16 protein-coding genes and 1 pseudogene are annotated in these 13,172 nt (G+C 72.0%); 4 read left to right on the top strand and 13 right to left on the bottom strand.

Translation table 11 applies throughout. The annotated features are described in order from the left end of the window. Positions 1-38: 38 nt before the first annotated feature. The 4 genes from ABGB10_RS18965 to ABGB10_RS18950 form a co-directional block, all read right to left on the bottom strand. The gene (locus ABGB10_RS18965; protein ID WP_347662159.1) at positions 39-998 is read right to left on the bottom strand and encodes an asparaginase; all 960 of its coding nucleotides are present in this window, start codon (positions 996-998) and stop codon (positions 39-41) included. A gap of 94 nt (positions 999-1,092) precedes the next feature. After that, the gene (locus tag ABGB10_RS18960; protein ID WP_347662158.1) at positions 1,093-1,920 is read right to left on the bottom strand and encodes a 3-keto-5-aminohexanoate cleavage protein; all 828 of its coding nucleotides are present in this window, start codon (positions 1,918-1,920) and stop codon (positions 1,093-1,095) included. 23 nt (positions 1,921-1,943) lie between these two features. After that, positions 1,944-3,056 carry a folate-binding protein gene (locus tag ABGB10_RS18955; RefSeq protein ID WP_347662157.1) on the bottom strand — a complete coding sequence of 371 codons (1,113 nt, stop codon included), beginning with the start codon at positions 3,054-3,056 and terminating at the stop codon, positions 1,944-1,946. After that, complete coding sequence (locus tag ABGB10_RS18950; RefSeq protein WP_347662156.1) at positions 3,053-3,481, bottom strand: Fur family transcriptional regulator; 429 nt, start codon at positions 3,479-3,481, stop codon at positions 3,053-3,055. Before ABGB10_RS18950 ends, ABGB10_RS18955 begins: the two co-directional genes overlap by 4 nt. Before the next feature lie 69 nt (positions 3,482-3,550). Between ABGB10_RS18950 and ABGB10_RS18945 the strand changes: the two genes are divergently transcribed. Next, positions 3,551-4,429 (top strand): aminotransferase class IV, encoded by an 879-nt coding sequence (locus ABGB10_RS18945; RefSeq protein ID WP_347662155.1) that lies wholly within the window; start codon positions 3,551-3,553, stop codon positions 4,427-4,429. Here ABGB10_RS18945 and ABGB10_RS18940 read toward each other — a convergent pair whose 3' ends face one another. Further along, positions 4,430-5,017 (bottom strand): FABP family protein, encoded by a 588-nt coding sequence (locus ABGB10_RS18940; protein ID WP_347662154.1) that lies wholly within the window; start codon positions 5,015-5,017, stop codon positions 4,430-4,432. Positions 5,018-5,190: 173 nt separating this feature from the next. Continuing rightward, positions 5,191-5,295: a small membrane protein MtfM gene (gene mtfM / locus ABGB10_RS18935; RefSeq protein WP_030327764.1), complete on the bottom strand. Its 105-nt coding sequence runs from the start codon at positions 5,293-5,295 to the stop codon at positions 5,191-5,193. Positions 5,296-5,307: 12 nt separating this feature from the next. Here mtfM and ABGB10_RS18930 point away from each other — a divergent pair, with 12 nt between their 5' ends. From ABGB10_RS18930 to ABGB10_RS18920, 3 genes are read left to right on the top strand one after another with little or no spacing between them, the layout of a single operon-like run. Then, entirely contained in the window at positions 5,308-5,682 is a 375-nt protein-coding gene (locus ABGB10_RS18930) for a DsrE family protein (protein WP_347662153.1), read from the top strand. A gap of 60 nt (positions 5,683-5,742) precedes the next feature. Further along, the gene (locus ABGB10_RS18925; RefSeq protein WP_347662152.1) at positions 5,743-6,123 is read left to right on the top strand and encodes an SCP2 sterol-binding domain-containing protein; all 381 of its coding nucleotides are present in this window, start codon (positions 5,743-5,745) and stop codon (positions 6,121-6,123) included. Continuing rightward, positions 6,120-8,174 carry a glycogen debranching N-terminal domain-containing protein gene (locus ABGB10_RS18920; RefSeq protein WP_347662151.1) on the top strand — a complete coding sequence of 685 codons (2,055 nt, stop codon included), beginning with the start codon at positions 6,120-6,122 and terminating at the stop codon, positions 8,172-8,174. Before ABGB10_RS18925 ends, ABGB10_RS18920 begins: the two co-directional genes overlap by 4 nt. A 19-nt stretch (positions 8,175-8,193) precedes the next feature. Here ABGB10_RS18920 and ABGB10_RS18915 read toward each other — a convergent pair whose 3' ends face one another. The 7 genes and pseudogenes from ABGB10_RS18915 to ABGB10_RS18885 all read right to left on the bottom strand — a co-directional run bounded on the left by ABGB10_RS18915 (position 8,194) and on the right by ABGB10_RS18885 (position 13,065). Continuing rightward, the gene (locus ABGB10_RS18915) at positions 8,194-9,057 is read right to left on the bottom strand and encodes a hypothetical protein (protein WP_347662150.1); all 864 of its coding nucleotides are present in this window, start codon (positions 9,055-9,057) and stop codon (positions 8,194-8,196) included. Positions 9,058-9,245: 188 nt separating this feature from the next. Continuing rightward, positions 9,246-9,437 (bottom strand): annotated as a pseudogene (locus ABGB10_RS18910) (hypothetical protein); the annotation flags it as partial. Between the two features lie 126 nt (positions 9,438-9,563). Next, complete coding sequence (locus tag ABGB10_RS18905; RefSeq protein ID WP_088987414.1) at positions 9,564-9,884, bottom strand: DUF1416 domain-containing protein; 321 nt, start codon at positions 9,882-9,884, stop codon at positions 9,564-9,566. A gap of 2 nt (positions 9,885-9,886) precedes the next feature. Continuing rightward, positions 9,887-10,735: a sulfurtransferase gene (locus ABGB10_RS18900; RefSeq protein WP_347662149.1), complete on the bottom strand. Its 849-nt coding sequence runs from the start codon at positions 10,733-10,735 to the stop codon at positions 9,887-9,889. A gap of 206 nt (positions 10,736-10,941) precedes the next feature. Further along, a complete protein-coding gene (locus tag ABGB10_RS18895) occupies positions 10,942-11,019 on the bottom strand; it encodes an Ms5788A family Cys-rich leader peptide (protein ID WP_310503780.1) in 78 nt (25 codons plus the stop codon). A gap of 94 nt (positions 11,020-11,113) precedes the next feature. Further along, on the bottom strand, positions 11,114-11,902 hold the full coding sequence (locus tag ABGB10_RS18890) for a DUF2993 domain-containing protein (RefSeq protein ID WP_347662148.1): 789 nt from the start codon (positions 11,900-11,902) through the stop codon (positions 11,114-11,116). Between the two features lie 104 nt (positions 11,903-12,006). Continuing rightward, positions 12,007-13,065: a hypothetical protein gene (locus ABGB10_RS18885; protein WP_347662147.1), complete on the bottom strand. Its 1,059-nt coding sequence runs from the start codon at positions 13,063-13,065 to the stop codon at positions 12,007-12,009. Positions 13,066-13,172 lie beyond the last annotated feature (107 nt).

The raw sequence follows: 13,172 nt of genomic DNA, 5'->3' as shown, positions 1-13,172 counted from the left end.
AACCGTGGCCCGGCCCACCGGTCGGTGGGCCGGTGGTGTCACCAGAGCGGACGGACCGCCCCGACCGGAACTCCACCACCGAAGAGCGGCACCTCGGCGTACTCGGTCAGCACCGGGGCGTCCACGCCGAGCCGACGCAGCGCGGAGACCAGCACCGGCATCCGCGCCCGGTCGGCGCCGTCGTCGATCTTCAGCGCGACGGCGCCGACGCCCGGCAGGGCCACCGCGATCACACCCTCGGCACCGACCTTGGCCAGCAGCCCGGGAACGCCACGCATCAGCCGGGTGTCGTCGGCCTGGGTGCCACCGACGATCTCGGGGTACGCCCGCATGGCGTCGGCCACCGTCCGCGGCACCGAGCCGGGCTCGGCGTCGACCAACCGGAGGAACGCCCCGGCCAACCCGGTCAGCGACACCGCGAGCACCGGGGCACCGCAACCGTCCACGCCCACCGCCGCCGCCTGCTCACCGGTGAACTCCTCGATGGCCGCCCGCAACCGCTGCTGGAGCGGGTGCTCCGGCCGCCAGTACCCCTCCAGCGGCCAACCGGCGGCCTCGCAGGTCAGCAGCATCCCGCTGTGCTTGCCGGAACAGTTCATCTGCACCCTGGTGGGGCCACCCCCGGCGCGCAGCACGGCCTCCCGGGCCGCCGCGCCCACCGGCAGGTCGGGTGGACAGTGCAGGGCCGAGGCGTCCAACCCGGCCCGGTCCAGCAGCGCACCGACCCGGGCCAGGTGGAAGTCCTCACCGGCGTGACTCGCCGCGACCAGCGCCACGTCGGCCGGGTCGGTCAACGCCAGGCCGGCACGGAGCATCCCGATCGCCTGCATCGGCTTGCTTGCCGAGCGCGGAAAGACCGGCGAGGTCACGTCCCCGGCGGACGCCAGCGCCGCGCCGGCGGCGTCCAACACCACCACCGAGCCGCGGTGCGCACCCTCCACGAACCCGGAACGGACCACCTCGGCGAGCGGGTCGCCGCCCTCGTACGTCTTCGTCACGGGTCGGACGGTACCGACGGTCCTGTGGTGCCCGTCGGCGGGGTGACCTGGTGGTCCACCGCCCGGGTGACAGGAGCGCGGGGCAGGCCCGGCCTTACAACCCGAGCAGTTCGCGAGCCTCGGCGGTGGTCAACGGCGGGCGCTGGGCAAGCTGGGCGAAACCCACCGCGCGGGCGACCAGTTGCATGTTCGACTCCACCGGGCGACCCTTCGCGTACGTCACGGTGTCCTCCATGCCGACCCGCAGGTGCCCGCCCGTCGACAGAGCGGCCAGCAACACCGCGATGGTGCTGCGGCCGACGCCGGTAGCCGAGAAGGTGGTGCCGTCGGGCAGGTCCCGCAGCATCCGGTGGGCCGCGACCAACGTCTCGGTGGTGCCCGGCATGCCTCCCGGCACACCCATCACGAAGTCCACGTGCACGTGCCCGCCGGCCGGGAGCCCGTACCTGCCGAGGAGGCGCTGCAACGCGGACAGGTGCCCGAGGTCGAAGATCTCGTACTCCGGCACGATCCCGCGCTCCTGCATCCGGGTGTGCAGGTCGACGATGAACTCCCAGCGGTTGAGGAAGACGTCGTCGCCGAAGTTGACGGTGCCCATCGTGCAGGAGGCCATGTCCGGCCGGGCGTCGAGGACGGCCAGCCGGGCGGCCTCCGGGTCGGTCACCGCACCGCCGGAGGAGAGCTGCACGATCAGGTCGGTGCTGTCCCGCAGCGCCGCCACCGTGTCGGCCAGGCGCACCGGGTCGAGGGTCGGCCGCGCCTCGTCGTCGCGGATGTGGACGTGGATCACGGCGGCGCCGAGCGCCTCGCACTCCTTAGCGGTGAGCAGCAGCTCGTCGAGGGTCACCGGCAGCGCCGGCACCTCCGCCTTGGCCGACTCAGCGCCGGTCGGGGCCACCGTGATCAACGTCCCTGTCGTCATGCCGGCGATCCTAGACGCCCGGGTCAGGACGGGTCGATCGCCGCCGCGGTCTCGCCGATCAGCAGTGCGGCGTCGTCCGGAACGTTCCGCTTGACCACCGCGAGCGCCACCTGACCCAGCTCGTGGTGCAGCACGGCGGTGCCGACGAAACCGACCGCCCGGCCGTCGAGCATCACCGGCGTACCGGCCGTCGGCGGCTGGTCGGTGGTCACCCCGTCCAGGTGCAGCAGTACGAGGCGACGTGGCGGGCGGCCCATGTTGTGCACCCGGGCCACCGTCTCCTGCCCCCGGTAGCAACCCTTGTCCAGGTGCACGGCGGGACCGATCAGGTCGACCTCGGCCGGGATGGTCCGGTGGTCGGTGTCCACCCCGACCCGAGGCTGACGGGCGGCCACCCGGATCGCCTCGTACGCCCAGAGCCCCGCGACCGGCACCCCGGCACCGCGCAACTCCGCCACCACCTGGTCCATCGCCGAACGGGGCACCAGCAGGTCCACCCCGAGGGGGACACGTCGGGCCCAGCCGCCGATCGGCAGCGGCCGTACGTCGTACCGAGCGCTCGCCCGCTGTGGCACGGCACCGTGCGGGAACTTCGGACCCGGCACCGCCACCACGTCCGGCGCGGCGAGCCCGGTCACGCCGAGCGTGGCCAGCGCCTCCGTCGCCGCCGGCCCGACCAGCGACAACAACGCCCGCTCGGCGGTCGCGTCGCGCGGCTCGACCTTGCTGAAGAACCGCATCTTCTCCAGGTAGGTCAGCAGACCCTCGGTCGCCCCCGGCTCGGTGTCCAGCCAGGCGGTCTCGCCGTCCTCGGCGACCATGGCGTGCTGCTCGATGTGGCCGTGCGGAGACAACACCAGCAGCTCGGTGCCCTCACCGGCGGTCAGCGCGGTCAGGTGCTGCGAGGTGACGGTGTGCAGCCAACTGGCCCGGTCTTCCCCGGGCACCGCGATGACCCCCCGGTGCGACCGGTCGACCAGGCCGACCTCGGTGTCGAGGGTGCGCTGCTCGCGCAGCGGGTCCCCGTAGTGGGCGGCCACCCCTCGGACCCCGGCCGCGACGTGCGCCGCATCCGGCTGGTCGCGGCTGGCCTCGTCGATGCTCTCGACGGCCACCGCGCCCGCGATGTCGATCATTTGTCGTCCCCGTTCTCGCAGCGTACGCAGACGCCGAAGAGTGACACGTGCCCGATATCCACCCGGAACCCGCGCTGCGCGGCCAACTGGTCGGCGAGCGGGCGCAGCATCTCCGGATCGATCTCGTCGATCGCGCCACACTCCCGACAGACCAGGTGGACGTGCTGGTGCTCACCCGCCGCGTGATACGTCGGCGAGCCGTGCGACAGGTGCGTGTGGGTGACCAGGCCGAGCCGTTCCAGCAGCTCAAGCGTGCGATAGATGGTGGTGATGTTGACGCCGGCGGCGACCTCCCGGACGGCGGTGTGCACCTGCTCCGGGCTGGCGTGCCCCAGATCGAGCACCGCCTGGAGGACGAGCTGCCGTTGGGGCGTCAGCCGCAGCCCACGGGCCCGCAGCATTTCCGCGAGGGAGGATTCGGACACGCTCCGATCATAGTTCGGCATTCGCACCGGCCCCCTGCGAGTGACCGGTCGCCGCTACGCTCGGCGGTCATGGTGACGTCGTCCGTCGGCAATGCTCCGGCTTCTCCGAGCGCGCGGATCGCCGTGCTCGGGCGGGGCCTCATCGCGGCCGACGAGCCCGTGCTCCGCGGCGACGACCTGGGCGTCCTGCGCGGCGACGGGCTCTTCGAGTCCATGCATCTGCGCGAGGGCCGGCCGTGGCTGCGCGACGAGCACCTGGCCCGAATGACCACGGCTGCGGCGGCCGTCGACCTGGACCTGCCCGCCACCGACGCGCTCGTCGACCTGCTCGACACGGTACGCGCGGGCTGGCCCGTCCAGGTGGAGGGTGCGCTGCGGCTGGTCTGCACCCGAGGATCCGAGGCCGGTGGCCCGCCAACCGTCTACGCCACCCTGACCGAGGTGCCGGCGTCGTCGCGGGCGGCCCGCCGCACCGGGATCACCGTGGCGATCCTGCCGCTGGGGGTGCCCGCCGACGCGCGGACCGGGCTCGACTGGTTGCCGGCCGGCATCAAGTCCACCTCGTACGCGGTGAACAGCGCCGCCCGCCGCTGGGCACGACGGGCCGGGGTGGACGACGTGCTGTGGGTCTCCTCGGACGGGTACGCCCTGGAGGGGCCGATCGCGAACGTGGTGTGGCTCACCGGAGACACGCTCTGCACGGTGCCGGCCGCCACCACCGGCATCCTGCCCGGCACGACCGTGGCCTGGCTGCTCGCCCACGCCCAGGAGCTGGGTCTGAGCGCCGCCGAACGGATGGTCACGCCGGCCGAGCTGCACGACGCCGACGGGGTCTGGTTCAGCTCCTCGGTGCGCGGGCTCGTCGAGGTTCGGATGCTGGACGGGGTGCGCCGGGACCACTGCCCGCGCACCCCCGCCCTGCAAGCCCTGCTGGGTTTCCCCGTCTGATCAGCCGCCGACCCGGACGAGCCGGGCGGAGAGGTGCGGGCTGAGCCCGTGCCCCATGGCCGCCATCTCCTGCGCGTAGAGCAGCGCACCCTCGACGATGCCGAAGAGTCGGTGCCCGCCGGTGACCTCCTTGGCGGTCGGCGTCCGGACCACCGCGTCGGTGGCGAACTCGATCTGCGTGCCGGTGCGCTTGCCCAGGTGCAGCTCCATCACCCCGGTCGGGGTGGTCAGCACCGCCTCCAACTCGTCGGTCGCCCGACCATCCACCAGCACCGGTCGCCACCAGCCGACCTCACGGCCCGCCGGGCGGACCGGCTTGCTCTGCTCGTCCAGGATCCAGGCACGGGACTCGTAGTGCAGGAACGGCCGGCCGTCGTGGCTGATCCGAATCTCCTGGGCGTAGTCGAAGTCCTCGATGGTGGGGAAACCGCCCTTGCCCCGGCCACGCCACAGCCCGATGTAGGGCAGCAGGCCGTCCAGCGCGGGGTGCAGCTTCGGCCCGACCCGCAGGTCGTGGCTCTCCTCGAACGGGTACTCCTCGACCGGCGGCGCGTTCAGCCACGGCGGCTGCAGCGGATTCTCGCTCACAGGGCCACCTTCGTTCGCGACTGCGGGGCTCGCAAACCCGGCTCACTCCTCGCGCTCACAGGGCCACCTTCGTTCGCGACTGCGGGGCTCGCAAACCCGGCTCACTCCTCGCGCTCACAGCGCCACCTTCGTTCGCGACTGCGGGGCTCGCAAGCCCGGCTCACTCCTCGCGCTCACCAACGTCCTCTCGAAATGCGTACGGCAAGGTAGACCAGGCCACCGGCGAGCCCGCCCAGGCCAGCGACCAACAGGCTGACAAACCCGATCTCGGTAACCATCCCGACCATTCTATGCTGGGTCACATGGCCCGCACTCTCGTCGTCAAGGCCACCGCGGGGGCGGACGCCCCGGAGCGGTGCGCGCAGGCATTCACGGTCGCCGCGACGGCTGTCGCGGCCGGGGTGGACGTGTCGCTCTGGCTGACCGGTGAATCGACCTGGTTCGCGGTGCCCGGTCGCGCCCAGCAGTTCGAGCTGCCGCACTCCGCGCCTCTGGCCGAGCTGCTGCACGTCATCCTGACCAGTGGTCGGGTGACCGCCTGCACCCAGTGCGCGGCCCGACGGGAGATCGGCCCGGACGACGTGCTGCCCGGGGTCCGGATCGCGGGTGCCGCCGTCTTCGTCGAGGAGGCGTTGGCCGACGGCGCGCAGGCACTGGTCTACTGAGCACCGGGGCGGAGTGCCGATACCGGCCCGACATCTCGGGCGGCTGCCTACGATTCGGATGTGACCGAGGCGGCGGAGAGGTTCTTCGAATCACTGCCGGCGCGCGCCCCTGACCTCCTCGTCGGCCTGACCAGCGGGACCCTCCAGATCGACCTCGGCAGCGACCATCGGACCGAGCACTGGCTGGTGCGGATGCGGCCCGGTTCGGTGCAGGTCAGTCGCGAACGCGGCCCGGCCGACGCCATCTGGTACAGCAGCGAGGCCCTCTTCGACCGGCTGATCACCGGCCAGGCCCAGAGTGTCGCGGCAGTACTGCGCAACGAGAGCACGTTCAGCGGGAACGTGGTGCTCTTCCTCGCCTTCCGCCGGTTCTTCCCGAACCCGCCCGGCACCCGCGATCCCCGCGACGTGGCCCGCAGAACAGCCGGGCGTCCGGTGTGAAGGACCTCGTCAGCGTCCTGGATGGCAACACCTTCCTGGTCAGTGACCGCCGGGGAGACATCGAGCCGTCCTACGACTTCCCCACCGGGCTGTTCTCCTTCGACACCCGGTTCCTGTCCAGGTGGGTGCTCACCCTGGACGGCCAGCGGCTGCACGCCCTCTCCGTGGACGACGGCGAGTCGTACCGCACCAAGTTCTTCCTCGCCCCCGGTGAGCCCACGCACTACCTGGACGCGAAGGCGTCGGTGATCCGCAGCCGGGCGATCGTGGGCAGCTTCGAGGAGGAGCTGACCGTGCTGAACCACAGCGGCGCGGAGGTCGAGTTCACCGTCCGGATCGACGTCGAGGCCGACTTCGCCGACCTGTTCGAGATCAAGCACTCCCGCCAGAAGCGGGGTACGACCACTGCCACCGTCTCCGACAACGAACTGCGGCTCACCTACCGGCGGGAGGCGTTCCACCGGGAGACGACGGTCACGACCACCGCGCCGGCGCAGGTCGACGCCGACGGTCTGACCTTCCGCATCCGGATCGCCCGCAACGGCAGGTGGACCACCCGGCTGCACGTGTCCAGCGTCGTCTACGGGGCGCGCGGTCAGGACATCCGCGCAACCCTCCCGTACGGAGGCAGCCGCAGCGCGGACGCGATCCGGGCCGAGCAACAGGAGCTGATCGACCGGGCACCGAAGCTCGGCTGCGACTGCGAGCCACTCGCCGGGGCGTACCGGCGCAGCCTCAACGACCTGGCCGCACTGCGCTACGAGTCGATCGCCCTGGGCGTACGGCTGATCGCCGCCGGACTGCCCTGGTTCATGACCCTGTTCGGCCGGGACAGCATCATCACCTCGTTGCAGGTGCTGCCGTTCCTGCCGGAGCTGGTCCCCCCGACCATCCTGATGCTGGCCGGCTTGCAGGGGCACCGGGTGGACGACTTCCGGGACGAGGAGCCCGGCAAGATCCTGCACGAGCTGCGGTACGGGGAGACCGCCGGTTTCGAGGAGCAGCCGCACTCGCCGTACTACGGATCGGCCGACTCGACCCCACTGTTCATCATCCTGATCGACGAGTACGAGCGGTGGACCGGTGACGCCACACTCGTCCGCAAGCTGGAACCGCAGGTCCGCGCGGCGTTGCAGTGGATCGACACGTACGGGGACCTGCTCGGCACCGGCTACCTCTGGTACCAGACCCGCAACCCGGAGACCGGTCTGCAGAACCAGTGCTGGAAGGACTCCTGGGACGCCATCTCGTACGCCGACGGCCAGATGCCCGGCTTCCCCCGGGCAACCTGCGAGTTGCAGGGGTACGCGTACGACGCGAAGATCCGGGCCGCCCGGCTGGCCCGGACCTTCTGGAACGACCCGGCGTACGCCGACCGGCTGGAGCGGGAGGCCGCCGACCTCAAGCGCCGGTTCGATCGCGACTTCTGGATCGCCGACCGCGGGTACTACGCGCTCGCGCTGGACGCCGACGGGCGGCAGGTGGACGCGCTGACCTCGAACATCGGACACCTGCTGTGGAGCGGCATCGTGGACGAGTCCCGTGCCGGCAAGGTGGTCGAGCACCTGCTCGGGCCGCGCCTGTTCTCCGGGTGGGGAGTGCGGACGCTCGCCGAGGACCAGGGGCGGTACAACCCGATCGGGTACCACGTGGGCACCGTGTGGCCGTTCGACAACTCGATCATCGCCTGGGGTCTGTGGCGGTACGGCTACCGCGAGGAGGCCGGCCTGATCTGCGACACGATGCTGGCGGCGTCCCGGTACTTCGAGGGTCGGCTGCCGGAGGCGTTCGCCGGCTACACCCGTGACCTCACCGACTACCCGGTGGAGTACCCGACCGCGTGCAGCCCGCAGGCCTGGTCGACCGGCACGCCGCTGCTGCTGCTCCGGGTGATGCTGGGGTTGGAACCGCAGGGCGAACACCTGATCATCGACCCGGCCGTGCCTCCGGGGATGGGCCGCGTCGAGCTGCTGGACATCCCCGGCCGGTGGGGCAAGGTGGACGCTCTGGGCCGCAGCCGTGGTCCAACGGATGAGCCGGACGGCACCTGATCCGGGCCGGCCGCTCGGCTCAACCCGGGCAGCCGACGGTGGCGGACACTCGGGTCGCGTCCGGGCCGAGATCGGCAAGCACCGTGACCGGGCCGGCGCGGTACGCGTACACCGGGGGTTTGTCCAGCAGGGGGGCGTCGCCGGCCAGCGCGGCGAGTGCGGTCGTCGAAGCGGCCGGGCCGGGACCACCCGTGGAGCGCACGGTGTGGGCCAGCCCGCCACCCGGGCAGGGCGCGGTGACCAGTTCGGGCGTCGCGTCACTCGGCCGGCCGAGCGCCCCCAGCGCCGCGGTCAGGGCGGTGGTCTCCGGACCGGTCGCGGCGGCGGTGGCCGACGCGTAGCCCGAGCCGACGGGCCGGCAACCGGTGTCGACGACCAGGCGGACCTGGCCGTCCACGGTCGGCCGTCCCTCGACGGCCACGAACTCTCCGGCGTCGGCGTACAGCTCCGGGCCGTTCAGCCCGGACCCGACCCGGGCCCGCCAGCTCGCCGGCAGCCGTCCGGCGATCCCGGCCAGCACGGCCCGCTCGGTGCCGGTGGGCGCGAGCACGCCCACGTCCCGGCGCAGCCTCGCTCCGTCGGCGAACGGGGTGACCCGGCAGCCCTCCGCGACCCTCGCCGGACCCAACTCCAGCACACCGGCCGCCCCCGCCGCACGGACCAGCTCGCCGACCGCCCGGTCGACCACCGGGCCGGCCTGGTCGAGGGAGCGCTGCTCGCGCACGGTCGGCGGATCGTCGCGGACCGACGTCCAGGTGAGTACGGCCAGCAACACGGCCCAGGCCGCCGTCGCGGCCAGCAACCACCGCCGCCACGGCCGGCCAGGCGCCGGCGCGGCGGGACCAGCCGAAGGGGCCCAACCCGTCTGGACAGCACCGCTCACCCGGCCATGGTGTCACGCCTCCGCCGCCGAGCCGGCAGCGGAGGCATCGGCCCGGAACCGGGCGGCGGAGGCATCGGCCCGGAACCGGGCGGCGGGGGTGGGCTGTGGGGTCAGGTGGGCTGCGGTGGGTCCTGCGGCACCGTCGGCGGGTTGACCGGCCGAACGGTCGACGTCGGGCTACCAGGCGACGGGAACAGCATCGTCCGCAACTCGGCCAGGTCCAGGCAGCTCACCACTCGGCCGATCCCGTCGAGTTGTCGGAGCACCCGCTCGACCACGGCGGCGTCCGCGCTCACGCAGACCACGAGCGGAACCTCGTCACCGGACGCGCCGCCGTCACTCGCACCAACCTCGATATCCACCTGAAGATAGTGACGCATGCCGATTGATGCCATCAGCCCGTCCTGGCTCTCAGTGACGCTGAAATCGCTTACTGACGCCTCGGAAGAACGACCGGGGCCGGCCACCCGTGCGGGTGACCGGCCCCGGTCGATCAGAGCAGTGGGTCAGGCGACGGTGACGGCAACCTCGTTGACGCCCCGGCCGGCGGTGACGGCGGTGTCGCCGTTTCCGTGCCGGGACAGCGCCCGCAGCGTCCAGGAGCCCGGCGCGGCGAAGAACCGGAACTGGCCGGCGGTCGAGGTCACCACCTCGGCGGTGAACTCACCGGTCGAGTCGAGCAGCCGGACGTACGCGCCGGGCACCGGCTCGTCCTCGGCGGAGCGGACGATCCCGGTGATGACGGTTTCCTTCTCCAGGTCCAGGCTGGCCGGCAGCGGCGCGGCCTGGTCAGGCGCGGCGCAACCCGCGGCGGTGGGAAGCGTCATGATCAGGCCTCCCCGGGTTCGTCACCGAGCGCGACCGGCACGCCGACCAGCGAGCCGTACTCGGTCCAGGAACCGTCGTAGTTCTTGACGTTGCGGTGGCCCAGCAACTCCTGCAGCACGAACCAGGTGTGCGAGGAGCGCTCGCCGATGCGGCAGTAGGCGATGGTCTCCTTGCCGTCGTCGAGCCCCGCGTCGCCGTAGATCCTGCGCAGCTCGTCGTCGGACCGGAAGGTGCCGTCCTCGTTGGCAGCCTTGGACCACGGGACGCTGATCGCGGTGGGGATGTGGCCGGCCCGCTGCGCCTGCTCCTGCGGCAGGTGGGCGGGGGCGAGCAGCCGGCCGGCGAACTCGTCGGGGCTCCGCACGTCGACCAGGTTCTTGGTGCCGATCGCGGCGACGACCTCGTCGCGGAAGGCCCGGATGGAGGTGTCCGGCTCCTGCGCGACGTACTGCGTCGCCGGGCGGGTCACCGAGTCGGTGACCAGCGGGCGGGCGTCCAGCTCCCACTTCTTGCGACCGCCGTCGAGCAGCTTCACGTCGCCGTGGCCGTAGAGCTTGAAGTACCAGTAGGCGTACGCCGCGAACCAGTTGTTGTTACCGCCGTAGAGGATGACGGTGTCGTCGTTGCTGATGCCCCGCTCGGAGAGCAGCGCCTCGAACTGGGACTTGTTGACGAAGTCCCGGCGGACCTGGTCCTGCAGGTCGGTCTTCCAGTCAATCTTGATGGCGCCGGCGATGTGGCCGGTCTCGTAGGCCGAGGTGTCCTCGTCGACCTCGACGAAGACGACGCCCGGGGCGTCGAGGTTCTTCTCGGCCCACTCGGCCGAAACGAGTGCGGTGTCGCGACTCATCGAATCACTCCCTGGTGAGGATGGATGGTGAGCCAACGCGCGAGTATCGATGGATGCATCTGTCGCACCACGCGCGGGACCCAGCTGAAGGACGGGATCACGGGTTCGTGCGACGGCGCCGCTGCCGGGCGTTCGGTGGGATAACCGGAGGGTGTGAGAACCCTGTGCCGGTGGCCGCCGTCAGGCGGCCGAAGACAGCCCCGCCGTCAGATGACGGGGCGACACAGGCAGGTGGCCACGCGGCACAGGTCGACCGCGCGCCGTTTGGTGAGGTGGGTCCCCATGGCCAGGGAGCCTACCAGCCAGTGACCGTGCTGCCACTCAGCCGACCACCATCCGGGATCGCCCGGACCGCCGGAGACAACGCTGGCTGGGGAGTCAGCCGACCGAATTGATCGGTACGTTCTTCGCGTCGACGGTGACCGCCAACCCTTCCGGCAGCGGTCGAACCTCCCGCACGGTGAGCTGGAACGGCAGGTCAGGCAGGGGTACGTCGATGGAGATGCCCTTGGCGTAGTTGTTCAGCAGAGCGCGGGCCAGCGGCAGGTTCGGCAGACCGGCCGCGTCCAGGTCGTTGAACCGCAGGGCGACCGCACCGTTGTCGGCGACGGTGACGTCGGCGGTGCCGGCGACTGTCAACTTCTGACCGAGGATGTCGACGGGCGCGGTGACGGTGAGCTTGCCGTTCTGCTCGCCGAGGGTGAGCCCGGGGCGGTTCAGCAGGGCGGCGAGGCTGTCGTAGCTGATCGTGCCGGCACCGTTGACGGTGTCCGCGACGATGTCCCCCTGACCGGTGCGCAGGGTGTCCAGCGAGGCCCGGACGTTGCGGGCGGTCACGTCCAGCACCGGCAGTTGCACGGCGTCACCTTCGACCGGGGCCCGCACGTCGCGCAGATTGATGGTGATCCGCTGGTAGCGGCCGTCGAGCACCTGGGTGAGGAACGGGGTGCCGGCCACCTCCACATCGGGCTTGGCAGACTGGGCACCCTGCTTGGCGATCTCCTGGCTGACCCGGTCGGCGATGGTCCGCTCGGCCACCCCGACCGCCACCCGGTCGGCGACCACCAGCAACCCGGCCACCACCAGGAGCAGGACGACCAGGCCGATGAGCAGCTTGCGGCCGCGCCGTCGGGGACGTGCTCCGTCCACCGGGTAGTCCTCCGCCACGCCGCCTCCCGTCTTCGCCCGCCGCGCCGCGACGGGTCGTCCACACCGGTGCCGCAGCGCGGCGTACCCGTTGGTACCCGACCGGCCCCGGGCTCAACCGTGACTCAGAGGAAGAGCATGCACATGGCGTACGCGGCCGGCGCCGCCAGGGCGAAGCCTCCGAGCGGACCCTGCATGTGCCGGGCCACCCACATCGTGGGCGGTTCTCCGGCCATCAGCCGGCCCGCCTCCGCGTACCCCACGGCGAGGTCGGAGAGCACGGCGGTGACCGCCGCGACCAGGCCGATCACGGCGGCCCGGGTCGGCGTGAAGGGAGCTACCAGGTAGCTGCCCAGAAGCGCGCTGGTCAGCGTGCCGACCATCGCGCCGGCCACCACACCGGCGGCGCCGCGGGGCACCTGCGGGGCCAGCCGCGGCCACGGCAGTACGGCGTCGGTGAGCCTTGCGACCGTCAACGCGACACCGCTCGCCGTCAGGCAGACGGTGATCGCCTGGGTGCCGGCCGGGATCCGGCTCAGCACGATCAGGGTGCCGAAGGCCACCACCCCGACCACGATGAGGAGGGTGGCGCCGAGGGAGTCGGTGACCCGGACCCGGTCGACGCGGCGGACCAACTGGCCGAGCACGGCGGCGACGAACCCGCCGACGGCCAGGTAGCCCAGCGGGGCCAGCCCGGCGATGTCGCTCTGCACCGCGGCGACGTCGGCGAGTGCCGCGACCCCGGCGCTGATCCCGGCGACCACCAGCAGCGCGGGCGGACGCATGGCCATCGTCCAGGCGAGCACGAAGAGCAACTGGACGCCGAAGATGATGAAGGCGAACGGCAGCCGATGGCCGGGGCCGGACGTCTGCGCGCCGAGCACCAGGCCGACGCCGAGCAGCGCGGCGAAGCCGGCGATGGTCAACGCGAGCGGACGGTGCACCTCGACCGGGGGTATGACCTCCTCTTCCGGCTCGTCGATCTCGTCTTCGGATCGGCGGGCCGGTTCGCCGGAGCGACGGGCCCGGCGAGGCCCACCCCGTTCGCGGCGATCACCGTCGGTGGTGGCCGGACCGGTACGCGGCGCGGGCGGGTTGCCGCGCGTCGGTGCGGCGGCCGGGCCCGGGTGGGGCCCGGCGGGCCACGATTCGCGGCCGGCCTCGGGCGAGGTGGAGGGAAACACGACCCGATCGTGCCAGACCGGCGGCCGGACACGGCGGTCACGGGTTTCAGCAACGTTAAAATCTGCTCCACGATCAGGGGCAAGGTAGACAAACGGGAAATGGCCAG

Origin of the sequence: Micromonospora sp. B9E7, from assembly GCF_039871815.1 — a bacterium.
Classification (GTDB): Bacteria; Actinomycetota; Actinomycetes; order Mycobacteriales; family Micromonosporaceae; genus Micromonospora.
The sequence above is the reverse complement of the archived record's forward strand: the minus strand, read 5'-3'. Positions and strand labels throughout refer to the sequence as shown.

What these genes read in the sequence shown, in the direction of transcription:
- ABGB10_RS18960 (WP_347662158.1), bottom strand. Translation starts at nt 1,920, where the DNA reads ATGACGACAGGGACGTTGATCACGGTGGCCCCGACCGGCGCTGAGTCG.
- ABGB10_RS18955 (WP_347662157.1), bottom strand. Translation starts at nt 3,056, where the DNA reads ATGATCGACATCGCGGGCGCGGTGGCCGTCGAGAGCATCGACGAGGCC.
- ABGB10_RS18945 (WP_347662155.1), top strand. Translation starts at nt 3,551, where the DNA reads ATGGTGACGTCGTCCGTCGGCAATGCTCCGGCTTCTCCGAGCGCGCGG.
- mtfM (WP_030327764.1), bottom strand. Translation starts at nt 5,295, where the DNA reads ATGGTTACCGAGATCGGGTTTGTCAGCCTGTTGGTCGCTGGCCTGGGC.
- ABGB10_RS18930 (WP_347662153.1), top strand. Translation starts at nt 5,308, where the DNA reads ATGCTGGGTCACATGGCCCGCACTCTCGTCGTCAAGGCCACCGCGGGG.
- ABGB10_RS18905 (WP_088987414.1), bottom strand. Translation starts at nt 9,884, where the DNA reads ATGACGCTTCCCACCGCCGCGGGTTGCGCCGCGCCTGACCAGGCCGCG.
- ABGB10_RS18900 (WP_347662149.1), bottom strand. Translation starts at nt 10,735, where the DNA reads ATGAGTCGCGACACCGCACTCGTTTCGGCCGAGTGGGCCGAGAAGAAC.
- ABGB10_RS18895 (WP_310503780.1), bottom strand. Translation starts at nt 11,019, where the DNA reads ATGGGGACCCACCTCACCAAACGGCGCGCGGTCGACCTGTGCCGCGTG.